The sequence below is a fragment of the Kribbella sp. NBC_00482 genome, from assembly GCF_036013725.1.
Taxonomy (GTDB): Bacteria; Actinomycetota; Actinomycetes; order Propionibacteriales; family Kribbellaceae; genus Kribbella.
Map to the genome: position 1 here is coordinate 4,315,015 of NZ_CP107881.1, position 24,420 is coordinate 4,339,434.

General features: G+C 65.9%; 25 protein-coding genes. 17 read left to right on the forward strand and 8 right to left on the reverse strand.

Annotated elements, in window-relative coordinates:
* Window positions 1-60 precede the first annotated feature (60 nt).
* On the reverse strand, window positions 61-804 hold the full coding sequence (locus OHB24_RS21225; RefSeq protein WP_327640822.1) for a hypothetical protein: 744 nt from the start codon (window positions 802-804) through the stop codon (window positions 61-63).
* 150 nt (window positions 805-954) lie between these two features.
* Between OHB24_RS21225 and OHB24_RS21230 the strand changes: the two genes are divergently transcribed.
* Genes OHB24_RS21230 through OHB24_RS21270 form a run of 9 tightly spaced genes read left to right on the forward strand, consistent with a single transcriptional unit; the run spans window position 955 to window position 9,553 of the window.
* Complete coding sequence (locus OHB24_RS21230) at window positions 955-1,692, forward strand: hypothetical protein (RefSeq protein ID WP_327640823.1); 738 nt, start codon at window positions 955-957, stop codon at window positions 1,690-1,692.
* Between the two features lie 36 nt (window positions 1,693-1,728).
* The gene (locus OHB24_RS21235; protein ID WP_327640824.1) at window positions 1,729-2,502 is read left to right on the forward strand and encodes a hypothetical protein; all 774 of its coding nucleotides are present in this window, start codon (window positions 1,729-1,731) and stop codon (window positions 2,500-2,502) included.
* Window positions 2,499-3,044 carry a CHAP domain-containing protein gene (locus OHB24_RS21240; RefSeq protein WP_327640825.1) on the forward strand — a complete coding sequence of 182 codons (546 nt, stop codon included), beginning with the start codon at window positions 2,499-2,501 and terminating at the stop codon, window positions 3,042-3,044. The genes OHB24_RS21235 and OHB24_RS21240 overlap by 4 nt, the downstream gene beginning before the upstream one ends.
* Window positions 3,041-3,367 carry a DUF6112 family protein gene (locus OHB24_RS21245; RefSeq protein ID WP_327640826.1) on the forward strand — a complete coding sequence of 109 codons (327 nt, stop codon included), beginning with the start codon at window positions 3,041-3,043 and terminating at the stop codon, window positions 3,365-3,367. The genes OHB24_RS21240 and OHB24_RS21245 overlap by 4 nt, the downstream gene beginning before the upstream one ends.
* Window positions 3,368-3,380: 13 nt before the next feature.
* Entirely contained in the window at window positions 3,381-4,586 is a 1,206-nt protein-coding gene (locus OHB24_RS21250; RefSeq protein WP_327640827.1) for a hypothetical protein, read from the forward strand.
* The gene (locus tag OHB24_RS21255; RefSeq protein ID WP_327640828.1) at window positions 4,583-6,019 is read left to right on the forward strand and encodes an SCO6880 family protein; all 1,437 of its coding nucleotides are present in this window, start codon (window positions 4,583-4,585) and stop codon (window positions 6,017-6,019) included. The genes OHB24_RS21250 and OHB24_RS21255 overlap by 4 nt, the downstream gene beginning before the upstream one ends.
* Window positions 6,019-7,422, forward strand: a complete 1,404-nt coding sequence (locus OHB24_RS21260; protein ID WP_327640829.1) for an ATP-binding protein — start codon at window positions 6,019-6,021, stop codon at window positions 7,420-7,422. Before OHB24_RS21255 ends, OHB24_RS21260 begins: the two co-directional genes overlap by 1 nt.
* A gap of 5 nt (window positions 7,423-7,427) precedes the next feature.
* On the forward strand, window positions 7,428-9,176 hold the full coding sequence (locus OHB24_RS21265; protein WP_327640830.1) for a type IV secretory system conjugative DNA transfer family protein: 1,749 nt from the start codon (window positions 7,428-7,430) through the stop codon (window positions 9,174-9,176).
* Entirely contained in the window at window positions 9,173-9,553 is a 381-nt protein-coding gene (locus tag OHB24_RS21270) for a hypothetical protein (protein WP_327640831.1), read from the forward strand. The genes OHB24_RS21265 and OHB24_RS21270 overlap by 4 nt, the downstream gene beginning before the upstream one ends.
* Window positions 9,554-9,771: 218 nt before the next feature.
* Here the strand turns inward: OHB24_RS21270 and OHB24_RS21275 are convergent, their stop codons facing one another.
* From OHB24_RS21275 to OHB24_RS21300, 6 genes are all read right to left on the reverse strand, one after another.
* Window positions 9,772-10,815, reverse strand: a complete 1,044-nt coding sequence (locus tag OHB24_RS21275; RefSeq protein ID WP_327640832.1) for a caspase family protein — start codon at window positions 10,813-10,815, stop codon at window positions 9,772-9,774.
* Complete coding sequence (locus tag OHB24_RS21280) at window positions 10,805-11,149, reverse strand: effector-associated constant component EACC1 (protein WP_327640833.1); 345 nt, start codon at window positions 11,147-11,149, stop codon at window positions 10,805-10,807. The genes OHB24_RS21275 and OHB24_RS21280 overlap by 11 nt, the downstream gene beginning before the upstream one ends.
* A gap of 299 nt (window positions 11,150-11,448) precedes the next feature.
* Window positions 11,449-15,063 carry a MobF family relaxase gene (gene mobF, locus OHB24_RS21285; protein WP_327640834.1) on the reverse strand — a complete coding sequence of 1,205 codons (3,615 nt, stop codon included), beginning with the start codon at window positions 15,061-15,063 and terminating at the stop codon, window positions 11,449-11,451.
* Window positions 15,064-15,241: 178 nt separating this feature from the next.
* On the reverse strand, window positions 15,242-16,570 hold the full coding sequence (locus OHB24_RS21290) for a hypothetical protein (RefSeq protein ID WP_327634542.1): 1,329 nt from the start codon (window positions 16,568-16,570) through the stop codon (window positions 15,242-15,244).
* Between the two features lie 224 nt (window positions 16,571-16,794).
* On the reverse strand, window positions 16,795-17,136 hold the full coding sequence (locus OHB24_RS21295) for a helix-turn-helix domain-containing protein (RefSeq protein ID WP_327634543.1): 342 nt from the start codon (window positions 17,134-17,136) through the stop codon (window positions 16,795-16,797).
* Complete coding sequence (locus OHB24_RS21300) at window positions 17,133-18,281, reverse strand: tyrosine-type recombinase/integrase (protein ID WP_327634544.1); 1,149 nt, start codon at window positions 18,279-18,281, stop codon at window positions 17,133-17,135. The genes OHB24_RS21295 and OHB24_RS21300 overlap by 4 nt, the downstream gene beginning before the upstream one ends.
* 408 nt (window positions 18,282-18,689) lie before the next feature.
* Here OHB24_RS21300 and OHB24_RS21305 point away from each other — a divergent pair, with 408 nt between their 5' ends.
* The 8 genes from OHB24_RS21305 (at window position 18,690) to OHB24_RS21340 (ending at window position 23,810) form a co-directional block, all read left to right on the forward strand.
* On the forward strand, window positions 18,690-19,022 hold the full coding sequence (locus tag OHB24_RS21305) for a hypothetical protein (RefSeq protein WP_327640835.1): 333 nt from the start codon (window positions 18,690-18,692) through the stop codon (window positions 19,020-19,022).
* A 748-nt stretch (window positions 19,023-19,770) separates the two neighbouring features.
* Complete coding sequence (locus OHB24_RS21310; RefSeq protein WP_327640836.1) at window positions 19,771-20,673, forward strand: hypothetical protein; 903 nt, start codon at window positions 19,771-19,773, stop codon at window positions 20,671-20,673.
* A gap of 135 nt (window positions 20,674-20,808) precedes the next feature.
* The gene (locus OHB24_RS21315) at window positions 20,809-21,729 is read left to right on the forward strand and encodes a hypothetical protein (RefSeq protein WP_327640837.1); all 921 of its coding nucleotides are present in this window, start codon (window positions 20,809-20,811) and stop codon (window positions 21,727-21,729) included.
* Window positions 21,730-22,308: 579 nt separating this feature from the next.
* On the forward strand, window positions 22,309-22,512 hold the full coding sequence (locus OHB24_RS21320; RefSeq protein ID WP_327640838.1) for a hypothetical protein: 204 nt from the start codon (window positions 22,309-22,311) through the stop codon (window positions 22,510-22,512).
* Window positions 22,509-22,748 (forward strand): hypothetical protein, encoded by a 240-nt coding sequence (locus tag OHB24_RS21325; RefSeq protein WP_327640839.1) that lies wholly within the window; start codon window positions 22,509-22,511, stop codon window positions 22,746-22,748. Before OHB24_RS21320 ends, OHB24_RS21325 begins: the two co-directional genes overlap by 4 nt.
* On the forward strand, window positions 22,745-22,999 hold the full coding sequence (locus OHB24_RS21330; RefSeq protein ID WP_327640840.1) for a hypothetical protein: 255 nt from the start codon (window positions 22,745-22,747) through the stop codon (window positions 22,997-22,999). Before OHB24_RS21325 ends, OHB24_RS21330 begins: the two co-directional genes overlap by 4 nt.
* A 162-nt stretch (window positions 23,000-23,161) precedes the next feature.
* Window positions 23,162-23,503 (forward strand): hypothetical protein, encoded by a 342-nt coding sequence (locus OHB24_RS21335; protein ID WP_327640841.1) that lies wholly within the window; start codon window positions 23,162-23,164, stop codon window positions 23,501-23,503.
* 34 nt (window positions 23,504-23,537) lie between these two features.
* Window positions 23,538-23,810, forward strand: a complete 273-nt coding sequence (locus OHB24_RS21340) for a hypothetical protein (protein WP_327640842.1) — start codon at window positions 23,538-23,540, stop codon at window positions 23,808-23,810.
* 121 nt (window positions 23,811-23,931) lie between these two features.
* On the opposite strand, the gene OHB24_RS21345 is transcribed toward OHB24_RS21340, so the two are convergent.
* Entirely contained in the window at window positions 23,932-24,216 is a 285-nt protein-coding gene (locus tag OHB24_RS21345) for a hypothetical protein (protein WP_327640843.1), read from the reverse strand.
* Window positions 24,217-24,420: the final 204 nt, after the last annotated feature.

Here is a 24,420-nt window from a genome sequence, read left to right on the forward strand (position 1 = left end):
TGGGATGCCGCTACTCGACGCACTCAGAGTGCATATCGCGGGGGCTGCCGGCCCGGGTTGTTAGGCAGGTCTGAGGGCCGGGTTGAGGCGGAGCAGACCCTCAGGCAGCGTTTCTGCCCACTCAGCCATCTGGGCGGTGACCCGGAATGGTTCGGCTGTGGCGAATGGTTGAGCGTGCGGGTCTGCGCTGCCCGTGCCGAAGGATTCCAGGCGCCACTCTCGCCAGTGGGCCAGCCAGACGTCGCGGACCTCGGCGAGTTGAGCGCGGGTGAACCGGCTGGGCACCAAGCAGAGCTGATTCGGCAGTTGCGGGGACAGCTGTCGGGTCACCGCTTCGATGTCGGTGGCGGCGACGGCGAGAACCTCCTGGTCTGCGGAGGGACGGAAGACCACCCGGTGGACCATCGCCCCGGACGATTCCAGGTCGCCGTAATCCAGGTCAAAGGCCAACGCGCCATGCCGCCAGCCCCCGGGTGGCGGCGGGCACGGTGGGTCCGTCCTCTTCGCACTCGGCTCCCGAGCAGGGATGTCCGGCGACTGTTCCTCGACGTCGATGCTCTCATCGCGCCAGGTCCCGACTACCGAGATGTAGGCCGGGACGCGGTTCGGTGCCCAGTCGGTAGGTATTGCCTCGATGTCGGCGCCGAGCAGCCGGATCGACCGATGTGACTTCCAGCCCTGCGGTTTGAAGATCAGATCATGGACGCGTGCCAGGTCCAACCAATCACCGCCCGGACCGGCCACGTACCGACCCCAGGTCCGGACTCGATCGCCTGCCTCGAACAGCAAATCCCTGGCTGCCATGAATCCATGGTCCCTCTTCTCGCACCAGCTGGGTTCGGAACGCCCCACAGCCGCCAGGCGTGACCTGGTCGTGCTGCGAGGGATTTTCCAGGAGTCCTTGATTACGGGATCCAGGTTCTGGATCGGGGCGGCGGGCAGCAGATTGAGGGCATGGACGTTGACCTGGAGGAACTGATCGCGGAGGCGGCTCGTTCGGGGTGGGCGGTGGAGCCTTCGCGGCGGCTGGTCGAGGAGATCGAGTCGCACATCGTTGTTCCGCTGTCGAGCCGGTTGCGGGCCGTGTTGGGTCGTGACGAGGCCGAGCAGTTGGCGCGAGTGATCGCTTGGGAGCGGTGCCTTGAGCTGGCGGCCGCACCGCCACCGGACGGGGTGTCGTGGGGCTACCTGGCCAACCTGGTCCGGTGGCGATTGATGGACGTGGCCCGCGCCACGGTTCTGCACGGCCGGCGGCACCGTCTGATGCACCGGCTTCCCGAGCCGCCTCCCACGCATCGCTGGTCCCTCGGGCCGCATCTCGAGCAGATCGCATCCGAGTTGGAGAGCGAGGGTTTGCCGGCTGCGGTCGGTCGCCGGCTCATCCGAGTCGCGGCGGACGGGCCGCCGTACTATCGCGCGGCGATCATCGCGCGCCTCAGACGGGCGCGGGCGACGGCGGCGCAGGCAGAGGGCCTGGCCTGGTTGCTCCGAGGTGGGGCCGGGCGGCCGGCCGCACTCGCGCGGCTGGCCCTGGGCCAACCTCCTGACGAGGTCTTCAACGATCCCGGCGTACGCCGTTGGATCCGAGCCGCGGCCGGGCGTGACCAGCGGTTTTTCGGCGGACCAAGCCGTCTCGGCCTCCGCCGAGCGGCCGGCGTCGAGTGGCTCACGGCCGCAAGAGAAGCCGCCTGACGAAAAGTCTCCCGGGCTGAACCGTTGAGACCCGGCATGACCAACATCCACCTTCGGCCACCCAGTCATCACCTGTTCGTCCAGTGCTGCCGCGCGCCCTTCAGACTCGCCTCCCACCTGTTCGTGGCGGCGTGGATCATCCCGCAGTTGGTGGCAGCCGTCGGGTCCGCGGCCCTTCGCCGTACCGAGATCTCCACGAGAGGAAAGTCTGTGAAGTCATCGAGCCGGTCCAGGGTCGTGATTGCGATCCTGGCTGTCGTCGGCGTGGTCGCGCTGATCGCCATGCTGGTCGCGCGCTGGCAGAGCCCAGACGCAACGCGCGGTACGTCGAGCTCGGGCGGCACCACCTCTGCGGCCGAGGCGCCGAGGCAGCTGGAGGCCTGGTCACGGCCGACGACGACTGACCCGCGCGCGTTCGCGATCGCCTATGCCCGGGCGATCTGGACCTACGACACCGCTCGGCACAGCTATGTCGACTGGCAGAACGCGGTCAGTGTGTTCGCCGATCCGACGTCGGCCGCGCCGCAGGTCGCCAAGAGCCTGCTGCCGCAGTGGGCCGAGTGGGACCAACTTCAGTCACACAAGGCCCGCGCCGTGGTGCGCGGCATCACGGCCGAGGTGACACCAGAGCTCGAGGCGATGATCAACCGCGGCCAAGCTCCGGCCGGTTGGCACGCATACGTCGTCCATGGCACGCAGACCGTCGTCACGGACGCCGACACCAGGTTCCTGGACCGGCAGGCCGCGGTCGCTGTCGTCTGTACGCCGACCTGCAAGTTCTGGTCGGCGACGGCAGAGGTATCGCCGTGATCATCAAGGCGACGCTGGCGACCGCTCTGCTGGTGAGCTCCATCGGTTTCATGGCGCCGATCGCGCTCGCAGTTGGCGGCACAGAAGACACCTGCGTCGCGCCACTCACCGAAGGGACTTGCGAGACGCCGGTCGATGCCGGAGGCGGGCTTCCGGGCGCGGACGAGGCGGTGGCTCGTGCGCTGCGTCTGGTCGGTGGTCACGGCTACTACCAGCTCTGCGCCCGTCTGGCGGCGAACATCTGGGGCCGGCCTCGCGCCGGGTACTTCTCGGCGGCCGAACAGTGGCGCCAGATGGTCACCACCAACAACGCACACCCCGACAACCGTCAACCGCCCACCGGAGCACTCGTGTTCTGGGAAACCGGCGGACCCTACGGCCACGTCGCGGTGTACGTCGGTGACGGCCGCATCGTCTCCAACGACATCGGCGACACCATCCCTGGCGAAGGCGGGGTCTACCTCGTCGACTTCGCACTCATCGAGTCCCAGTGGGGCGCGACTTACCTCGGCTGGGCACCGCCCATCTACTCGACTACGTGAAGGACATCGACGTGTTCATCGGCAATGCATTGCTCCGGCAGATGGTGATCCTGCAGGACCCCGGCGTCACCCCGAACACCAACGGCTTGCCAGGGCTTCCCGCAGTACGGACACTGGCCGGCGCGACGATCACCTTCGCGCTCGTGTCGTGCGTGGTCGCCCTGATCATCTCCGCGGCCGCATGGGCCTTGGGCAACGTCAATGGCAACGCCCACTTCGCGAGCAAGGGGCGTACGGGTGTCCTTGCGTCGCTGTTCGCGGCGATCCTGATCGGCTCGGCCAACGCCCTGATCCGCTTCTTCAGCGGCATCAGCATCGGCTGAGCGGGAGTAGCCGATGGCTTGGAAGGATTGCCTGCTGAATCCGGCGGCATGCGTACAGGACGCTGGTCGCGCGGTAGTCGACGGCACGGCCTGGAACTTCATCGCTAACTGGATGGCCAAGGGACTCACCGACACAGCGATCAACGTGTTCAACAAGTTCAGTGCCAGTACGACGCCCGACTTCAACCAGCAGTGGTGGCGAGACAACCTCGACATGATCGTCACGATCTCGTTGCCGCTGCTGGTCATCGCGTTCGTACTGCAGTGCGCTGCGGCCGCGATCCGACGCGAGCCTGCGCGTCTCGGCTCAGCGGTGTTCGGAGCCCTCCTGGGTACGGCAGGCGTGCCATTCGCGATCGCGGTGGTCGTGGCCAGCGGGCACATGGTCGATCAGATCTCATCCGCGATCCTCGGCCACAATCCCGCCACAATCCAGGGGTTCCGACGGATCGTCGACATCACCAGGGTGCTCGCCCACGCCACTAACGGTGGATTCCTGATCATGGCGATCGAGTTCGCGATCCTCGCCACGATGGCGCTCTACTTCGTGATGCTGATCCGCGAGGTGGCACTTGTCGCCTTCGTTGTACTGGCACCCATTGCGCTGGCCAGCTGGACCTGGTCGGCGACTCGGCACTGGCTGCGGCGCTGGATCGAGGTCGTCGGCGCGCTGTTGTTCTCGAAGATCATCATGGCCGTCGTCTTCACCCTGGGGTTGTCGGCGATCGGCAACACAGACCAGGCCGGCGATTCGAGCCTCGGCACATTCCTAGCCGGAACCCTGTTGTTCGCCATGGCCGCGTTCGCGCCGTTGGCCACGTACTCGTTCATTCACTGGGCCGGCGATCAAGGGCAGAGCGCCCTGTACGCCGTACAACAAGGAACAGCGGGGCCGTCCGCGATCAAGGAGCGCATGGAACAGGCGCAGCGCTGGGCCGCGTTCGACTTCACCGGTTCGCGCAACCAAGCAGGGCCTGGTCCCGTCGTCGGCGGAAACGACGAGTCACGCGACGAGCAGACGGCCGACACAGTGGGCCATGACCCTTCTACTCAGCAACAGCCGGGGAGCGACATCGGGCCGGACTCGTCGCCGGCAACCGCGCCAGCTGACGCGGCAACGACTACTCAGGCATGGGTCGATCGGTCTGAAGGACCGGGCCAGGGTCAGGAGCAACGCCGTCCCGAAGAGAGCGATAGCCAGGGCGGTGAGACGCGATGACGAACCCCGACATGCTCTCGACACGCTTCCCCCGGCCCGAGCAGCACGCCGTACTGCTTGGACTTCGTCCGGTGCAGATCGCATTGCTCCTGACAGCGATCGGCGTAGTCACGCTGTCCTTCATCACCCAGATGTCTGCGGCCGCGCGGTTCGGCGGACTGCTGACGGCATCCGCCAGCGTCGGAGTGGCGTTCGGTCGAGCAGAAGAACTTCCGGTGTATCGGTGGTTGGTCCTTCGTTTGGTTCACAGGTGGAGATCGCTTCGAGGTCAGCAGTCGTACCGCGCTCGCGTTCTCGAACCACGCCAGCACGGTCGCCTGCAGTTGCCGGGGGAGAGCGGGACGATGCGCGTCCTGACCACCGCCTCGGGGTTCGGCGTCGTACACGATCCGCGACGTCGACGGCTGATCGCGGTAGCACGGATCGAAGGACCGGCACATCTGCTGCAGAACGCAGACGAGCAGGACCGCCGAGTTGCGGCGTACGGGCAACTGATCGCCGGCCTGTGCCAGGGCAACCGGATCGCACGAGCGCAGATCCTCGAGCGCACACTTCCCGATCCTGCTGATGAGCTCGGGCAATGGGCCAGGACGCGGAAGCTCGATCCGCGTACGCCGGCCGGCGCGATCTATACCGATCTACTGGCACAGGCGGCGCCGACCGCGGCGAAGCACGAGACGCTGTTCAGCTTCGCTGTGAACCTCGACGCCGTGTCGCGCGAGGTCCGCAAACACGGCGGCGGTCTGATTGGTGCCGCCGCAGTTCTGGAGTCCGAGGCCCGCGCGTTCCAGACGTCGCTAGCTGCAGCGGGAGTTGCTGGTGCCTGGCTGGCCGCTGGAGACATCGCCTTCAGCCTACGCACCGCGTTTGACCCGACAGCGACGCGGACGGTCCCGAATCCGCAAGCGCTGGACGCCGTCGATGCAGGGCCGTTGGCGGTCGACGCGGCCTGGGACCGGCTGCGGACAGATTCCTCGCTGCACCGGGTGTACGTCATCACCGAATGGCCACGGATTCGTGCGACGCCGTCGTTCCTCAGTCCGTTGCTGTTGAAGCCAGGCATCCGGCGTACGTTCACGCTGGTGCTGGAGCCGATCCCGATGGCCAAGGCGCTACGGGACGCACGACGACACCAGGTCGAACGCGTCAGCGATCGTGCCACCCGGTCCCGGATTGGGCAGCTGGAAACCGAACAGGATCGTCAGCTCGACGCCGATGTGGCGCAACGCGAGCGCGACCTCGCTGCCGGCCACGGCGACGTGCGGTGGCTCGGTCTGCTCGTTGTGTCGGCTGACAGCGAGGAGGCCCTCGACGACGCGTGCATGGAGATCGAGATCGCGGCCACCCAGGCTCTTCTCGATCTTCGTCGGCTCGTTGGCCAGCAGCTAGAAGGCTTCATCGCGGCAGCTCTGCCGTTGGGAGTTGGGCTCTAATGACTCGACACTCGGTGTACTACGAGAGCGAAGGCACTGACCGCGCCACCAGACGCGCGAATCGGCGGTCGTCGTACGACGTACCAGGAAAGCCGCCTGTCAGCGCGATCGAGGGCGAGTCTGGAGCCGGCCGCGCCGGGAAGCTGCGGGTCGACACTCATCGAGCCACTACCAGGGTGCTGCGAGTGGCATACCCGTTTATGGCCGAAGGTGGATTGGGTGGTGATGGCACCTACATCGGTTCCGACGTGTTCAGTGGCGGCTCGTTCGTCTATGACCCGTGGGTGCTCTACCAGGGCCGGGTCATCACCAACCCGAACGTCTTGCTGGCCGGTGTCATCGGCAGTGGCAAGTCGTCGACGGCCAAGGCGCTGATCACTCGTTCCGTTGCCCTGGGCCACAAGGCGTACGTCCCGTGTGACCCGAAGGGGGAGTGGACCGCTGTCGCCGAGGCGATGGGCGGAGCCACGATCAAGCTCGGGCCCGGACTGGCAACTCGGCTGAACCCGCTCGACGCCGGCCGCAAGCCGGCAACAGTCCACGCCGACGAGTGGCAGCGGATCGCCTGGTCTCGTCGCCGAGCCCTGCTGGGCACGCTGGCCGAGTCCACGCTCGGCCGTCCGCTGGCTGCGGTGGAACACACGGCGCTGGATCTAGCGCTCGATACCGTGTCCAGTCAGGTGGATTCGCCGACGATCCCTGATGTCGTAGTTGCGCTCTTCACCCCGGACTCGGTCTTCGCCGAGCGCGCTGGCCTGCGTACCACTAACCTGACTGACGACGGCCGTGAGGTTGCCCATGCGATTCGCCGTCTCGTGCACGGTGATCTGTCCGGAATGTTCGACGGTCCGTCGACGACCGAGTTCGACCCGACCTTGCCGATGGTCACGCTCGACTCCTCGTGGCTCGGGAGTGGCGGCAACGACGAAGCCCTTCGTCTCACCCTGGCCTGCGCGTCGTCGTGGCTCGAAGCTGCAGTCGCCGACCCCGCCGGCGGCAATCGCTACATCGTGTACGACGAGGGCTGGCGAGTAATGCGTGACGCCGCGCTACTACGTCGCATGCAAGAGCAGTGGAAACTCTCGCGGGCGTGGGGTGTCTCGAACATCCTCATCGTCCACCGTCTGTCCGATCTCGCAGCTGTCGGCGATCTCGGTTCGGAAGCACGAGCCCTTGCCGAAGGCCTGCTCGCCGACTGCTCCACGAGGATCATGCTTCGGCAAGAGCCGGACCAGCTCTCCCGCACGGCCAGCCTGCTCGGCCTCACCGACGTCGAGATCGCCACGATCGCGAAGCTCCCCAAAGGCCGTGCGCTGTGGCGTCTTCCGAACCGATCCTTCGTCGTGCAGCTCGTCCGTCACGCCCGCGAAGTCGAACTCTTCGACACCGACGCCCGGATGTAGAAGCCATGAACCAGCGACCACCACGAGACTTCAACGAAACCCTCATCGCCGGAGCGGGAGTTCTGCTCTCCTGCGCAGGTGTCTTCTACGTCGCGGGCGGTCTTGCCTGCCTGCTGACGACCGGCCATTGGGTCACGTCTCCGTGGATCGACGCCTTGTGGGTCGTGCTGCACCCGGGCAGCCCTGCCGAGGCGTTCGGACTGACAGCCGCACAGATCGGACCCGTGTCCTATTGGGGAACGCTTGCAGCTGTTGTCTCCTTGCCCATCGGCGCGAGCCTCCTTGTCGCTCGGCAATGGCAAGGACGATCGACTCAGGCGAGACGACGACGCGCACTCGCGCGCCGGCCTGGCTTGGCGACCGCGGCAGAAGTCGAATCCGCCGTCGGGCGCCGACAAGTCGTACGGCGAGGGCGCTCGGCCCGCCCGCAAGCGCCCACACGATCACCAGCCGAGGTCGGAACGCTCCTCGGCCGCTCCCGCGGTCGCGAGTGTTGGGCGTCCGTCGAGGACTCACGCATTGACGTCGGCCCACCCCGCTCCGGCAAAGGCCTCCACCAGGTCATCGGCGCGGTCATCGACGCACCCGGCGCTGTTGTCACCACCTCGACCCGGCCTGACAATCTTGCTGCGACGCTCGAGCTCCGCCGCGACATCGGCCCAGTCGCTGTGTTCGATCCACAAGGCCTCGGCCGCGCCGAAGGCATCCGCTGGTCACCCGTCCGCGGCTGCGAGAACCCCACCACCGCGATGGTCCGCGCCAGCGGCCTCGCCGCCGGCGCAGGCTTCACCAAAGGCGGCGTCACCGACGGCGCCTTCTGGCACGGCCAAACCGAAATGGCCCTCCGCGGACTCCTGCACGCCGCGGCCCTCGACGACACCGGCATCGATCAGCTCTACCGATGGAGCCTCGAACCAGCCTCGGCCACCGAAGCCGTCACGATCCTCAACCGCTCCGACGACGCTGCCGAAGGCTGGGGTGACACCCTCGACGGCATCGTCCGCATGGACGGTCGCACACGCGACGCCATCTGGGCCGGCGTCCGCTCCGCACTGTCTGCGCTCGCCGACCCGGCCGTACGACGATCCTTCGACCCACCACCCGGCCAGGGCCTCGAACCCGCCTCGTTCATCCGCGAACGAGGCACCATCTACCTCCTCGGCACCGGAGCCGGAGCCAGCGCCACCTCGGCCTTCATCGCCGCCCTGCTCGAAGACATCACCGAAACCGCCCGCCAACTCGCCGCGCACAATCCCGGCGGCAGACTCGAACCACCCCTCGCGCTAGTCCTCGACGAGATCGCCAACCTCTGCGCCGTGCCCTCCCTGCCCGGCCTCATGGCTGATGGCGGCGGCACCGGCATCTCCACCCACGTCGTCATCCAATCCCTCGCCCAAGCCCGCGAACGCTGGGGCGAACAAGCCGCAGCCGCCATGTGGGACGCCGCCACCCTTCGCCTCATCCTCGGTGGCTCCGCCCAACCCCGCGACCTCCAAGACCTCGCCGCCGTCTGCGGCGAACGCGACGAAGAGATCCGCAACTGGAGCCGCGGCCCGGACGGCGGACGCACCACGTCCACCAGCACCCGTCGAATCCCGATCCTTCCGCCCGACGTCATCCGCACCCTGCCCTTCGGTACCGGCGTCCTCCTAGCCAGGACTGCACCACCCATCCTGCTCACCATGACGCCGTGGACCGACCGCCCCGACGCCGACCGAATCCGCAACAGCATCGGCCGATCGCTCCTCCGATGAATCCCGACGACGACCTCGCCCGCGCACTGGCCTACGCCCCGCCCACAGACCCGTACGTCGTCTGCTGGCGCGACCTCGACCCCACCAGCACCACCGAAGAACTAGACCGCCTCGCCCACTGGGTCAACTGGGCAACCACCCGCTACAACCTCGACCACAAAGTCATCCCACCGTGCTGGCCCCACCACGGCGCCGTCGTCGAAGAACTCTCAGCCCTCCGCACCTTCTGGGAATCCTGTTACCAACCCGACGCGGCCCCTTCAGATCCCCTTGCCTTCCACCGGGATCTGACCCTCGCGGTTCGGCGCCTTCGCGATTGGAGCTCAATCCTGGGCTGCAGCCGAACATCCCACCGCCCCGAGACGACCAGCGGCTGATCTCTGGGGCATCTCGCCGTTAGCCGTTACCTGTAGAAGAAGGTCGGCCGCCCTTCGAAGTCCAGGACCGTACGGCCCGGATCATCAGGCGTGGATGATTGGACCAGGGCCGGCTACGACCGGCTCGTTCGCAGCTACAGATTCGATGCCACGGCACCGGACCACCAAGGCAACTACACGGTCCGGGACGAATCAACCGCGGGTCGAGCGACATGGGGTCAGCTCGTGTAATCGTCAAGGCTCTTGATCGCCTGAGCTAACAGGATCCGAACGTTTCTGAGCTCCTCCTCCACGCTCGCCGCCTTGGCTGTGTCGCCGACAGTCCGTGCGTGATTGAGGTCGCCCAAGAGTCTTTGGACACGTTCCTCTTGGCTTCGAACAACGCCCTCGGCGGCGCGTATCACCGCCGGCGACGTGTGCATCCGGTTGGCATCGGCCGTTCGGCTCTGGTTTAACGCACGAGAGGTTGGCTCAGCAGCGACGGCGCGTGCTCGTCGCGGGCTTCGAGTCGCGGCGTTCGCGGTGAACTGGAACTGGTCGGCGGTGTCTGTGCCGCGGCGATCTGGCGCAGGCAATCCCTTGGCTGTCAGCCGTTGCCGCAGCACTGGGTAAATGTCGGAGAAACTGAGCCAATCAGGCTTGTCGGGGATGCCGGCACATACCAGGTCGCTCAGCTCAGCTGTGAAGGATGTGCATGCCGTCCGCTGCTCGTGAAGCGGCGGCACGTGGGCGGCGCGGTTGCTTCTCGAGGCGGTGAGGACGTAGGAGCCACGGATGTCCGCGAGATCAGCGAGCCCCTGTTCGCCAGGCCCGGAAAGGGCCTCGATCGCTCGCCCGGAGAAGCAACAGTCCAGGATCCCGACGCGCACCCGGGCAGACGAGCTGAGGAACGCATGCCGGACGGTTTCCCACCGCAGTCCACTGATGCCTGGGTGTCCAGGGTGCGTCGAGCTCACGGTTAAGCAGAGCTCCGCACGCTCGGTTACGACGCCGTGGCCGACGTAGTACAGCAACAGGACGCCTGTGGTTTCCCTGGCCAGTTCGGTCAGCTGAATTCCGAGCTCGGAAACCGACTTTGGGTTGGAGATGACGGTGATCTGGTCCCGCGACCAACCGCACAAGGCCGGATCGGTGAGCAACGTTTGCATGGCGGTCACGCTGTTGCGCGCTGCCGGTAGCGGGGTGAATCCGACGTTGTCGTAGTCCGAGACACCAATCAGTACTGCGCGCGAGGCGCCGTACCCGGCCTGATCAGTTGTCATCGCTGGATCTCAAGACCTCTTCCAGGAGTGGTCGTACGTCGTGAGCGGTCGTGATGTCGAACGTGACCGATCGCCCGTCCGACTCGACGGTAATCTTCGCGGTCGTCTGCCGGGTTTTCAGCCACGTGATCAGCGACGAGGCGAGCACCGTGCCGGCACCACCCGCGCTGAACGCCACAGTCAAGAGCTCCGGCAGCGACCCGAGTTCGGACTCGCCGATCACTCCCTCGGCGATTCCTACTCGTCCCCGCAACTCGTCCTCAGTGTTGAGCCAGTCATGCAGCGCAATCAGATCAGCATCATTTCCACCCGCGACACGAATCCCAGCGTCCATTGCGAGCCTTTCTGTACGGCGACGATCTCACGGCTGAGTCATTGTCTCAGGTCAGTGGCACGTCGATCCGTGGTATCGGCACTAGGGTGAGATCGGCGTGTCCGCAAGATCGAACCACCTGGCAGACAGGCCCTGACGGCGAGCATGCGCACAGTTTTGGGCATCGTCTTTCTAATTGGCACGACAGCATTGAGTTCCTGAAGATAGAACAGCCTGCAGAGCTGCTGCACCGCGCTGTCGCAACTTCGTGGTTGCCTCCTCCCACAGCGCACTCCAACTGTCGCTCACGCGACACTTGTTTACCTGAGGTCCGGGTCGGCTGCTCCCCGACGCAGACGCCTACCGGCGATGCTCGGATCGCTCATGCCTGGTGTGGGTCGTGCCGCCTCGTTGCGAGATATGCGGCGAAGTTCAGTGAGCAGCCGGGCGTGATGTTGGCGTTGACCGACCGCGGTCTGCGGGGGCGTTGTGCCGAGGACTGTACGTTCCTCAACCTGGAAGCGCTCTCTGTAGGCGGCGATCTCACGTATCAGTCGGGGCGGCTCCCGATCCTGGACAGTCGCCTGGATGATGGCCTCGTACCAAGGTGGTCGTACCGAGGCGGCTTCACGTGCGAGCCAGTTAGAACGCTCTGCGATTTGGTTCTCAAGCTCGCGAAGGGCAGGGAGCAGTGTCGGGTCGGTGGCTTGTGCTGCCGGGATGACCAGACCGGCGATCAGCGTTGTGCGCCCACCGGTGCGGGTCTGTGATCTCGCGACGAGGCGCTCGACTCGGCTGTGAAGTACTGCTGCGATGTCGTGGGCGTTGGTCAAATGCGACTGCTTCACGGCATGGCTCAGGAGGTCCGAGACACTGAGATTGACCGACTCTCCGCAGCGAAGTTCTGCGACAAGTGCGCCGTAAGCGGGCGATGCATGGAGAGATGCGACGTCGGCTGTTTCGAGGCCGCTGCATGCGATGGCTGAGCGGTACCGAGTTCGAGCTTCGAGCTGACAGAGGTACTCGTGCATGGGAACCAGCCTGTCAAGGCGGGTGGCATCGTCGAGTTCTCGACGCATGACTTGATGGGCGGACTCTTCAACGCCAGGGTCATTCAGGACAGCCTCGCAGACGTCCTGCAGGGTCTGTTCGGGGTGTGGTTCGTGTAGGTCCGACGTGGCTTGGTGGGTGGCGACGTAGGCGTGATTGGCCACTCGGCCGCGGGTCATGCCGACGTACATCAGCGCTCGGGTGAGCTGATCAGCGACGAGCAGGTGGCCAGTGTCCACTGTGGCGCCTTGGGCTCGGTGGGCTGTGGTGGCGTAGGCGAGTTCGACGGATTCCTGGACATACCTGCCAGGCAGAGTCACGGTGTCGCCGCTGCGGTTCTCGACGGTTAGAGAGCCGTCGGGCCAGCGGTGGATGACGGTCCAGACGTCACCGTTCTTCACGTAACCACTTCGTCCGTAGTGGAGGCGGCGGTTGTTGAGGCGGGTGACGATGTGGTCGCCGAGGCCGACGTGGTTGCCGTTGTGGAGTTCGATGCCGTCGGGTTCGACTTCGCCGGTGGTGATGCGGTCGAGGCGGGCGCGGGCGTTGAGGCGTGCGGCTGTCGTGTTGTCGGCGGCGATGAGCAGGCTGGTTCGGCCGGTTCGGGTGTCGGCGAGCCAGGCCTTGTAGGCGGCGTCTTCCATCTCCTCTGATGAGCCGGCGGTGAGTCGGTTGTGGTCGTCGTACATGTCGATGGCGGTGATGTCACCTCGTCGGAGCGCGAGGCTTGCGTCGCGTTCCCAGGGGTTGGTGAAGCGCCAGACGTCGGTGAGTTCTGCGGCCTGGGTGTCTTGGGCGATGAGGCGGAAGGCGCCGCCGGTATCGGCTGCGGAGAGTTGGGCGTCGTCGCCGACCAGGAGGAGTTTCGCGCCGGCGGTGTTGGCGGCGCGGGCGAGGGTGGCAAGTTCCATGGTGCTGGCCATGGAGGCTTCGTCGACGATGACGAGTTGGTTGGTGCGGAAGTTCCACCTGTCGTGGTCTGCGTGCAGCGCCGCCAGCTGCGTGATGAGCCGCTGATGGCGGCGTTTGCGACGATCGCGGTAGGCCAGGTTGGCGGCGTACTCGGTCTGCTGGACCATGTCGCGGCGTTGTTCGGCGCCGAGACCTGCGGATTCGTAGATCCACTTGGCGATGTTCTCGGTGGGGATGCCGATCGCGTCGGACAGGATGGTCGACGCCGCCGAGGATGGGGCCAGCGCGATGACGGAGCCTTCGCCGTGTGCGAGTTCCCAAGTTGTCGTCAGAGCGGACAGGAGACTGGTCTTCCCAGTCCCGGCGGGCCCGACCAGAGCCTCGAGTTTCTGTCCGCTCGTCGCGATCCGGTGCAGAGCACGGACCTTGTCGGCGCTCAGACCGGCGCTGTGCGGTGCTGGAATGGTTGGTCCTGCAGGGTCTCGAGCTAGCTCGAGTAGGAGGGACTCTGCGCCGAGGATGACCGGCGAGGTGTAGATCTGGCCGTTGTGGATCGTGAATACGCTCTCGTCGTTTGCTCGCGTCACCGGCGCTCGTACGAGGTCGGGTGCTTTGAGGCTGATCGAGTGGCGTTCGGCGCATTGGACGACCGCTTGGAGTACGGCGAACCGTTCGCTGGACGAGACGATGCGAAGTAGCCGGGTCTGGCGCGCGGCCTCGGCCAGGAGGTTCCAGCGGTTCCAGGTCGCCCGCTTGGTCTGAATCGTGAGGACGGTCGACGCGCCGTACGCCTCGATGGTCTCGGGGCTGAGATCGGCGGCGGCCAACGGGCGATTCCCGGCTTGTTCGAGTGAACGCTGGATGGCGGCGACGGCGTCCGAGCCGATGGCCTGGTCGGCTCGGGTTCGCCACTGAGCCATGAGTGCTGCGAGCGGGCTGGCCATGTGCTTTGGCGGGCGGTTCATGAGTGTGGCCTGCTGGCGTAGGACGTACATCTCGCGGCGGCTGGGTGGGTGGATGTGGTCGCCGCGTTCGTCCAGAAGTGTGGTCAGGTTGGTCTCGATCTGTTCTGTTCTGGCGGAGAACTCTCGGATCAGTTCGTCGGGTACGGCGTCGAGCTCGAACGCTGGGTTTCGCTGGCTTCCTCGTTCTCGGAGCTCCCAGTTCACGCCGAGCCGTCGGCTCAGGTTATCGGCGACGAACACGTTGTGGATCTCTGACATCGCGACTATTGAGCGGTGCAGCGTCCGACTGTCGAGTGTGCGCCAATCACCGTCCAGGCCTTGAACGCGGTTGGCGATCACGATGTGGGTATGGAGTTGGGGATCGCCGCTACGGGTGTCCCAGTGGTCGAAGGCCGCCGCGATCAGGCCACGTACGTCGAGTTGGACAACGCCGTGGTCACCGGTTCTGGTGAACGCCGCGTGCTGCTCGATCAACTTCACGACATCGTGAATCGCGTCGTGGTGTGCGGCAACGATCTGCTCTTGAGTACCGACGTCGGTGGTCGCCCAGAGGGCGGAAACCGACTTCACGGGGGAGAAGGTGAGGTCGAAGCCGGCGACCGCCTGTTGCGTCTTCTGGCGCATCGCGCGCCGGCGAATCTGCTCGATCTCGACCTGCCGCTCGGACTCACCCAGGCGAGGGTCGAGTGCGCGGATCTGGTCCTGAATCCGTTCGGACGGGGTCTTGAATGTGGGATACGGACGACCCAGCGAGTGACCTGTCAGCGGGTCCTGAGCGCGGCCGAACAGCGCGGCCATCTGCTCCTCGCTGACCTCGCTACCCGGGACGAGTTGCCCGGCACCGAGCCAGCTTAGGCCGCTGCCCAGCCATCGCCCTGCCGGGTACCCGGACGCCGTGTAATAGGCCGTCAACGAGGTAGCCATACGGCGGTCTACGTCGCCGGATGCGATATGGCGCAACAGGTATTTGTAGCCATCTCCGGCAGTCAACCGGTGGATGGTCAGCATGGCTGCTCATTGCCAAACGGCCGATTCGAGTGACACCTTGGACGTTCCATAGCCGCTCAACGAAACTGCCCTGCGAGGGCCGAATCTGACGGCGCTCGGCGGAGCCGACCGGTGGCGAGTCCTATTCGACCGTCGCCAATCATCGGTGCTCAACGTTTGGCGTTGGTGATGGTTGTTGTCAGGGCCGCCGTGGTGGTGTGGGGCGACGGGTGTGGTCGCCGGCGGCGTAGGTCTTCCAGGTGCTGCCGGCTTGGGCGGCGATGCGTTCTGCGCTGTGGGGCGTGTAGTTGAGCATTGTTGCGACGACGGGTGCTGGTGCCTGGAGCAACAGTTCGCGGATGGCGCGGGTTCTGGCGTTGAGGTTGGGGATGCCGAGGTTGTGCAGGCGGAGCCGGACGCTGGTGGGATGGATGGGTTGGCCGGCGCGGCGGCCGGGGAACAGGAGTTGGCTGCCGGGGTTGGTGGCGGTGACGAGGTTGGGTCGGCTGGCCAGGTAGGTGGTGATGTGGCTGGCGAAGGGTTGAGGGACTGGGACGGGCGGGTCTCCGAGCCGGATCAGGAGCTGGTCGCCGTCGTGGGTGACGTCGGCGAGGGTGAGGCGGACGATCCGTGGGAGTGGTTGAGCGTAGAGCAGGATGAGCAGCGCGATGACCCTGTCGATCGGCGCGATGGCGGGGTCGGTGTGGATGCGCCGGATGAGGTCGATGCGTTGGCGGTTGCTGATGGGTGGACTGTGACCGGTGACGACCGGGGGCAGGACCAGTCGCGGCATGGCGTGGTGGTCGATGGCCCAGCGCAGGAACGCTCGTAGCCCCAGCTTGGCGGTGCTGTTGGTGGTGGCGAACCAGCGGTCGAGGTCGGCTTGGGTGCACTGTTGCGGGGTGTGTTGGCGGGCGGCGAGGTCGGTGAGGAAGGCGGCCGCGGTGCGGAGTTGGGTGCGAGCGCCCTGGTTGCGGTAGTGGCCGATCGGACCGGTCCTGGCGGTGGTTCGCAGGTGTCGCAGGAGGTGCCAGGTGGCGAAGCGGTGGAGCAGTTTGCGGTGTTCGGGGTCGTCGATGGTGTCGAGCCAGCGGGGGAGCCATTGCTCGAACAAGAACAGGTAGCGGTCGATGGGTGGCAGGGTTCCGCAGGCGATCAGCAGGTCGCGGATATAGACGACCGACCGCCAGGGGGTCAGGGTGCTGAGCCCGTCGTGGGTGAGCGGAACGCGGCCCGTGGCGAGGGCCTGGAGGATGGCTGGGACGTGCGGTCTGGACAGCCAGAGGATGCCGGACCGTGGTCTGCTCATGGCGCGGATCGACTCGAAGAGCGGCGCGAGTTCGGGGCGGATCGTGCCGGTGCCGTCGCCGAGGGCGGCGGTGAGCCGGTCGGTGAGGACGCAGCGGCCGCAGATGCCGGCGTAGTGGCGCCATGCCTCCTCACCACAGCGGCTGCAGATGTAGTCGCCAAGTCCGCCGGCGCAGTCGGTGCACAACCGGTCGCCGCTGGGACTGATGCCGGGCAGCATCCGGTCGACGCCGCAACCGGCGCAGACGCCGTAGGTCTCGCAGGCCTTGACGAAACAGCCTGAGCAGATCGGGCCTTCCGGCCAGTGCTTGGTGGCAACGACTGTTCGGCCCGTGGGCGGAGCTTCGCCTGGTTGAGGCTCGGCGGCGCCTCGAAGGGGCCGACGGCAACGAGCGCACCGTGTCTGGTTCGGTGTCTGGGTCCGCAGTCTTGGTGGGTTGACGTTCATGTCTGGTCGGTGATGCGGGCGCGTCTCGGACGCAGATCGGCGACTGCCTTGCCCGGTGTGCGTTCGCCGGTGGCGGTTTTGCGGACGCCGAGGTTGACCGCGTCGGTGGTGATGAGCTCACTGGGATCGGTGGCGAAGATGTCGCACAACGCGGCGAGAACGGCCATCGAGAGACGTTCTGGGGTGCCGGTGACGAGGCGGTGGACTTGGGAGGCGGACAGGTCGATGCCGCGTTCGTGGAGCAGTGGGACGAGTTCGGTGGTGGCGAACATCTGGTGTTCGGCCATCACCTCCCGCAGTCGCCACTGGTAGCTGACCAGACGCTTGTGGCCTCTCATTGAGTGCCTCCCGTGGGGTTCGATTCGGCTGGTTTCAGGGCGGGGTTCAGGGCATCGGCGACCATGGCGTCGAGGGCGCGGCGCAGGGTGCGGGTGCGGTAGTCAGACGACACGCAGGTGTAGATCGAGGTGGTCGAGGCGTGGTTGTGGCCGACCTGTTCCTGCACGAACCGGGGATCCCAGCCGTCCTCGATCAGGTGCGTGACGTAGGAGCGGCGCAGCGAGTGGAACTCCAATGCGGGGTCCATTCCGAGCGCGTCCCGGTAGCCGGCCAGTCGCTTGTTCAGCTGCTGCGGCCCGACGCGTAGACCGCGTTCGGACGGCCAGGCGGCCGGGTTGTTGGGCAGCCCGAAGCATGGCCTGATCTCGGTGAACCACTGCTCGAGAACCTCGCTCGTCCAGGCCCAGACGGTGAGCACGGAGCGGCGTTTGGGTGGTGAGCCGCGTTGTGCTTTGCCGTGCCGGATGTAGCAGATGCCGTAGTCGCCGAACTCCGGGCCGTTGGGGTTGCGGCCGAAGTCTGCGGCGTCCAGCATCGCGGTTTCGGTGCGGCGGGTGCCGTAGCCGTAGGCGATCTTGAAGATCGTCGCGTCCCGAAACGCCGGCAGCCAGCCCTTGCGGCCGAGCGCTTGTTTGCGGGCGACCTCGTCGTCGGCGTGGTCGAACAGTTCCTGCAACTCGGCCCGGGTGAACGCGCGCCGTGCCGGTTCGGCCTCGGAATCGGCGACGTGCGCGGCCGCGTTCACCTCGTGGATCACCTGAATCGGGTGCGTCCCGAACCGTCGCTCGCACTCGCTCGCCCAGCCGTAGGCGGGGTCGGTCAGGTAGCTGCAGAAGCCGCGGATCGCGACCTGGTAGCTGCGCACCGTCGAGCGAGTGACATGCCGTACCGCGCGCAGATCACTGAACCACTCATCGGCCAGATGCGGCGACCACAGCCACGGAAACGCCTCCGCATGACCGGCGAACGCGCGCAGCTGATGCTCACGGGCCTGCACGGTCGAGTAGGCCAGATTCCTCGCCAGTTGCTGGTTCGCGAACCCTTCCAGCATCGCCTCAAATACCTGCTCCTCAGGGCGAAACAGCGACACCCCATCGACCAGAACCAAGCCTGCCGCGCCCGGAATCGCACCGCGATCGTCCACCGAAACCACTCTCCACCTGCCCGCATCGGATGCGGGATCATCGCATCAGATGCGAGCCGCTGTGAAGACCTCAACCCAGCAAAGGATTGCGGTTCCCGACCGGCACGAAGTCCGATAACGTCACACCCGCACCGCGACGAACGAGTCCCCGCTGACCAGCAGGAACGTCAGAAACCCCCCACATCTCACACCGTCGCCAGATCGCATCCAATCGTTTCGGCGACAGAAGACCCCCAAGTGCCAGATGTGTGTCAGCGGTCGGCCTCTTCGCTGCGCCTGCCGGACGATCGCTCCCGGATCCGAGATCCAGGACACCAGGAGGTAGAGCTCATCCGTTGAGCTGCGGTCGATCAATTCTGCTGGAGGTTGTCGTGGGCAATGACAGTCGCAGTTGGCAGGAACTGCATCATGGGAGCGAGTGAGCGAGTCGCAGCGCTGCGGCGGGCTCGTGAGCGTCAGGCACGGATCGAAGCGGCGACCAGTCGCACGATGAAAGCGCACGATTCGGTACAACACGCAGTCGAGACCAAAAGACGTGCGATCGAACGCTGCGACGAGCGGGTCGCACGCGCAGAGGCTCTGGCGGCTGCCGAGACGGCCGAGCTGGCCCGGATCTGTGGATCGGCCGAAGCCGCGGCCGAGATCCTCGGCTGGTCGGTTCGCGAGCTTCGGCGGGTCGTGAAGTCCGACCGCGAACGCCGTACGGCTGCTGGGCCAGCAAGTCGAGATTCCGGCAACTGACCCGCGGGAACCGAAGGTCAGGCGGCATCTGCGTATCGCGTGAGCGAGTGATACGCCGAGCTCAGCGGCGAGTGCGGACTGCCCCGCGAATCCTGCTTCGACGAGCTGACGGCTGCGCTGGCCGATGTCACGTCACACTTCGCCGCTGCAGCGGCTGGCCGGCACAGACGCACAGTTGTGGCCGTACGGTCTGGGCGTTCGCCACATGTCACGCGCATTGAGGAGGTCACCGGCGCACTGGTACCGCCCCGTCGCGGACATCCCGTCAATCTGCGCCGAGGCACCTGGCCCGAACGGCTGAGCGCAGTCCCGGATTGCTCTGTCCAGGGCTGCACGAGCGAGGTTCAGCATCGCGGACATTGACGAACTCATCACCGAAGCGGATGCATCGCCGACGCGACGGTCCGCTGACGCCAAGGAACGAGACTCTTCTTCCTGGGGCATGCAGAAGCTCATCGGGCTTGTCGATGAGGCGATCGACAGGGCCGGGGCTCCGCTGGCTCGATCGGCCGGGCTTTGGGCGGATTCGCCGTCTCCGTTCGTTGACGAGGGTCGGCCGGTGCGAGGTCGGCGCTCGCGATCATCGCCGACGCATGCGCTGTTGGAGGCGATGGACCGGGACCAGGGCATGAGTCCGACCTGATCGGCGTATGCCGGTGTCCTTGAAGTTGAATTCCGGGTTCTGCAGGTCGAGTGGTCGGAGTGAGGTTCGAGGCAGTCAGTAGTTGGAGCTGCTTCGGAGGTCATGGTGAGCGATCAGGAGTTGGGGCTGTCGATAGCTGAGCGGGAACGGTTGCAGGGGGCCGTTGCAGCGGCAGCGCGGTACTACCGATGGGAGTTGCTTCGGGCAACAGATGGGTGGCAGCTGGAGTATTTGAGGGCTCACGGCGCGGAGCCGGTGTTGGCCTATGATTCGCCGTGGAAGGTGGGGTACGCCCCGAAGACCGCGGCGAACCTGATTGGCCGTCTGGTCGACGAAGGGTTCGGACACGGGACGTTGGCGCGGGCCGGCCTGATGGACTGGACTGAGCATGGCGGAGCGGTCGACCTGCATCGGGACAGGTTGATGCTGGTCGCACGTGACCTGCAGTCGTCGGCGGTCGGGTTCGTGGCAATTGATCCGGGCGGCAAGGTTCGGTCGGCGGGTCCGGCAAACGAGATCCATCGGCCGTCCAGTGTGCTGATCGGCGTCGAGGAACAGCGGGAGCTGCTGGCTCGTGGAGCAGTACCCGTACTTGTGGATGGGCCGATGGATGCGATAGCCGTGTCGCATGCCAGCTTTCGGACGGGTGGTGAGTGGGCCGGGATTCCGCTCTGTGGCGGCGGTTTGTCGACGGCGCAGGTGAACATTCTGCGAGAGTCGAGCACGAGTAGGACGGTGCTACTTGTGCAGAGTGGCACGGAGGCGGAGCGAGATCAGGCCGCGGGCTACATGCAGGACCTCTCGCGCTTCTTCGAACGGGTGCGTGGGATTGCGTTGCCACTTGGGCAGACGCTGGCTGGGTTGGCACAGAAGGAGTTCGGTGGCGGGCGCTTGAACGACCTGCTGAGGAACTCGCGGCCGTTGATGAAGTATCGCGCCAGCGGCCGCGGGTACGTCGCGCTGCAAAGCGCAGATCTGGATTCGCCGGCGCCAGCACCTGGTCTCTGATCGAGATTCCTGGATGTTCCGATCCGGGTTCGCTTGCTGGGTTTCGACGGGATGTTCGAGGCCGGAACTGTTCAGCTTGTGGAGGTCCCGTGAATGATCCTGGGCTTGCCGTGACGCTGGAGGAGCGGGCGGTTGATGGAGACAAATGAGTCTGCGGTCCGATACTTCACGCAAGAGTTGCTTCGGGCAACCGATAGGTGGCCGGTCGAGTATTTAAAGATTGCGCGGGTCGAGCAGGTGCTGTTCGCGGATTCGGAGTGGCGGGTCGGGTATGCGCCCGATACCTCTACTGGTCTGGTCGAGCATCTCAGGGCTGAGCACTTCGCCTACTCGACGATGGTGCGGGCGGGGCTAGTGACGCGGTCCGATGATGGTGAGATCGTCGATCGGTACCGCGATCGGCTCGTGCTTGTCGCGCGCAATGCCCAATTGTCTGTGGCGGGTTTCGTCGGGATCGGGAGGGACGGCACAGCTCAGTCCCTCAGCCCGGCCACGGCGGCCCATCAACCGTCGAACGCTCTCGTCGGTGTCAAGGAGCAGTTGGATCTCCTGTGTGGCGGCGCGATTCCGGTGGTGGTGGATCATCCGGTGGATGCCATCGCGGTGTCGAGTATGAGTCGTCAGATGGACGGACAATGGGCCGGCATCCCGGTCTGCGGCCCCGGGTTGTCGACCGCGCAGACGCGAATGCTGCGCAAGTTCAGCATGAGCGACCAGGTGATCGTCATCCTCAGCGGTGACGAGTACCGACAGAAATTGACCGCCGGCTACCTGCCAGATCTGACGATGCACTACGACCGGCTCAGGGCGGTGGTGATGCCATGGACGACCAGTACTCTCTTGTCCGCCGAGGGCGGCCAGCAACTCATGACCGAACTGCTGACCACAGCACCTCCGACCTACTCCTACAGACTCGGCGGCGCCGGTGCGGATCTCCATGATCCAGAACCACCCGACCGGGGGCCGGACTATAGAAGCCTGCTGACCCCCGCCACTTTGGCCAAGTGGCGGGATCGACCTCTGCCCCGGACGCCTTGTCCGGGCGGACGTAGGTGATCCCTGTCCCCGGAACGATCAGCAGTGCTTGGGCATGAGCACGCCGCACGTCGCGGCGCACACCGTGCTGACGACAACGGCCTAGGCAGCGTGACCCGTGAGGCCCAGCACGACGACCGCGGCAATGGCGATCACGGTCACGGCCAGGACGAGCACGAGCGTGCCGGGACGGCGCTCCGGGTCATCGCCGATCGGGGCCCCTCGCCGCTACAACCTCGACCACAAAGGTCATCCCGCCGTGCTGGCCCCACCATGGCGCCGTCGTCGAGGAACTCTCTGTCCTCCTCACGTTCTGGGAATCCTGCTACTAGCCCGACGCGGCCCCTCAGACCCGCTCGCCTTCCATCGAGACCCCTGACACTGGCACTCCGCCGATTGCGTGACTGGACCTCACTTCTCGGGTGTACACGGACGGTCCACCGATCCGATCGTGCGGAACGACCTGGCCCGGCGCAAACGTCCGCAAAGGTCCAAGGACGGGGTCGAGATGTCCCGCGGACTGAGTCCAGGCTTGATCCTGGACGTCGGCGATCAGACGACGCGACCACCACTCAGAACAACTGACCGAAAGGTACGTCGTTGTCGATCCCTGAAGCTCACGATCAGCTCCGTTGCCGGGACGGCGCAGAGCGTCCCGGTACAGCCGACCGCGGTTGGCCCGAACTCCGGGCGTCGCGGAACGAGCCGTGCGACGGCACGTCGGAGACCGGGCAGCCGTGCGTGCTCGGCTACCACGACGGCTACCACCGCGATGCGGCCGACGTGGAGTGGCTCGACCGGTGACGCGTTGGCAGCGATTCCTCAACCGCACAATGCCCTGGCGACGGGGCTACAGCAGAGGCTGGGACGACGGCCTCGAGACCGCTCTCCTCGACCTCCGCATGGTGCTGCGCGAACAGTCCGGTGACGTGATCCCCCGCGCCGAAGTCGTAGCGTTCGCCGCCCGCCTCCAGGCCGAGCTGGACCCGTCTGTTCCACATGGCCCGGCCATCGCCGCCATCAACTACGGCGTGAAATGAAGGACTGGTCATGCAACGTTGAGTTCGCCCTCAGCGGGGACAACCTCGCCCGCGAAGCTGCCTGTCATCTGACCCGAGCAGGCGTGCGCGCCATCCCGCAGAAGCCGGGCCACTACGCGTTCAACAGCGCCGACTCGCACGAGGACTACCTTCAGGCGCTCATGGGCACCGTCGGAAAGCTGGACGCGATACTCCTGCCGTACGGCGTCACGCGCGAGATCCGTGCGTTCCAGGTCGTCGAGTTGCCCTAACGAGCGGTGCGTCGAGCTCGGCCGTCCTGCCGCCGACGGGCTGTCTAGGTATCAAGCTTCTTGTTGTCGACCGAAAAGTTGCCCGTGACATCCGTTGAGTCGCTGTGGCTCGGGGCAGTTGTCCCCGGCTGTTGGATCCAGGACTCGATCGGAGACTTCAGAGTGGACAAGACGGCGCAGGACGGCGGCGGGGCGCGGCAGCTGGTGGTTGAGTTGGTGACTCGTGCCGAGGCGATCATTGAGGTGCTTGAGGCAACGACTGCCGATGGTCGGTGGGCGCTGACGGCGTTCAGCAGGTATCGGTTGTGCGAGCTGCTCGAGATCATGCCGTACGTGCGGTACGACGGTGAGCTCGATGCGGATCCGGCCGCGTTGCTGGACGCAGCGGCCCGGGTAGCGGAGCAGATCGACGTACCGATCGAGGATCTGAGTTGGCGGCTCGCGCTGGGGGATGCGCTGCGAACGGCCGCGGCTGACATCAGGCGAGTCCGAGATGCCGAGTGATGATCGAGATTCCCTCAAGTGGGCAGGGGATCAGATGCTGCAGCTGGAAGGAAAGCTGAGCAAGGTCGATCGCCTGCTCGAGCGGCATTTCCGAAACATCGCGGTCGAGGGTCAGACCTCGGTGGCTGCGGACCTGTGGACGATCCGGATGCTCATCCGGCGGATGGACCTCGAGGAGCGACTCCGGTACTGGCGGGACGTCAGCGGCGGTCTTGTTGAAGGCACACCGGCGCACTGGCGGGGTACGCCGTACTGCGAGACCACCGGAGATCGTCCCTCAGACGGCCCGGGCGGCCCCGTCCTGTAGTTGTGGGCCCTGCCGCCGACAGGGGAAACGGTGGCAGGGCCCGAGCCTCGCCGGCGTCACGGCGAGGGGTGGAAAGGCGCGACCGGCGCGGACCTGAGGTTCGCACGCCGGCCTCGCCTGTCTAGGTGGGATGTACGCCGGTGCTGACGAGCGGCGGGTCCTCGTCCGGGTCGAACGGATCGGGGTCGAGCCATCGGATCTCCGATGCGCCGAGATGGCCGTGAACCTCCAGGAACTCGCCGACACCTGGCCAGAACGTGACACACGGGTACGGTCCGAGCCACTTCACGACCAGCCACTGCTGACCGTCCTCGTTCGGTGGGAACTCGACCACCAGCGCAACCACTCCGGTACCGCTGACTCCCGACGGATCGCGATACCGATACAGCTCCCCGCGGCGCATCATTCCGTCTCCTCGACCTGCTCCGATGAAGGCTCGACACCAGCGTCGAACGTGCCTCAAGCCTCGCCGCCTCAGCCCGGACAGCAGAACCGTGTATCGGGACATTTCCGGACATTTCGACGCGGCCGCGAGCGACATCTGACCGACATTTCATGCTACGGTCACCGGAGACATCTGACCGACATCTTTCCTGGGTGAGGGGCGGTG

Bases quoted from the DNA above. Each gene is read 5' to 3' on its own strand.
- OHB24_RS21260 (WP_327640829.1), top strand. From the start codon at position 6,019: ATGACTCGACACTCGGTGTACTACGAGAGCGAAGGCACTGACCGCGCC.
- OHB24_RS21225 (WP_327640822.1), bottom strand. From the start codon at position 804: ATGGCAGCCAGGGATTTGCTGTTCGAGGCAGGCGATCGAGTCCGGACC.
- mobF (WP_327640834.1), bottom strand. From the start codon at position 15,063: ATGCTGACCATCCACCGGTTGACTGCCGGAGATGGCTACAAATACCTG.
- OHB24_RS21275 (WP_327640832.1), bottom strand. From the start codon at position 10,815: ATGACAACTGATCAGGCCGGGTACGGCGCCTCGCGCGCAGTACTGATT.
- OHB24_RS21255 (WP_327640828.1), top strand. From the start codon at position 4,583: ATGACGAACCCCGACATGCTCTCGACACGCTTCCCCCGGCCCGAGCAG.
- OHB24_RS21295 (WP_327634543.1), bottom strand. From the start codon at position 17,136: ATGAGAGGCCACAAGCGTCTGGTCAGCTACCAGTGGCGACTGCGGGAG.
- OHB24_RS21280 (WP_327640833.1), bottom strand. From the start codon at position 11,149: ATGGACGCTGGGATTCGTGTCGCGGGTGGAAATGATGCTGATCTGATT.
- OHB24_RS21290 (WP_327634542.1), bottom strand. From the start codon at position 16,570: ATGCTGCCCGGCATCAGTCCCAGCGGCGACCGGTTGTGCACCGACTGC.
- OHB24_RS21330 (WP_327640840.1), top strand. From the start codon at position 22,745: ATGAAGGACTGGTCATGCAACGTTGAGTTCGCCCTCAGCGGGGACAAC.
- OHB24_RS21340 (WP_327640842.1), top strand. From the start codon at position 23,538: ATGCTGCAGCTGGAAGGAAAGCTGAGCAAGGTCGATCGCCTGCTCGAG.
- OHB24_RS21305 (WP_327640835.1), top strand. From the start codon at position 18,690: ATGGGAGCGAGTGAGCGAGTCGCAGCGCTGCGGCGGGCTCGTGAGCGT.
- OHB24_RS21230 (WP_327640823.1), top strand. From the start codon at position 955: ATGGACGTTGACCTGGAGGAACTGATCGCGGAGGCGGCTCGTTCGGGG.
- OHB24_RS21235 (WP_327640824.1), top strand. From the start codon at position 1,729: ATGACCAACATCCACCTTCGGCCACCCAGTCATCACCTGTTCGTCCAG.
- OHB24_RS21270 (WP_327640831.1), top strand. From the start codon at position 9,173: ATGAATCCCGACGACGACCTCGCCCGCGCACTGGCCTACGCCCCGCCC.
- OHB24_RS21345 (WP_327640843.1), bottom strand. From the start codon at position 24,216: ATGATGCGCCGCGGGGAGCTGTATCGGTATCGCGATCCGTCGGGAGTC.
- OHB24_RS21265 (WP_327640830.1), top strand. From the start codon at position 7,428: ATGAACCAGCGACCACCACGAGACTTCAACGAAACCCTCATCGCCGGA.
- OHB24_RS21315 (WP_327640837.1), top strand. From the start codon at position 20,809: ATGGAGACAAATGAGTCTGCGGTCCGATACTTCACGCAAGAGTTGCTT.
- OHB24_RS21250 (WP_327640827.1), top strand. From the start codon at position 3,381: ATGGCTTGGAAGGATTGCCTGCTGAATCCGGCGGCATGCGTACAGGAC.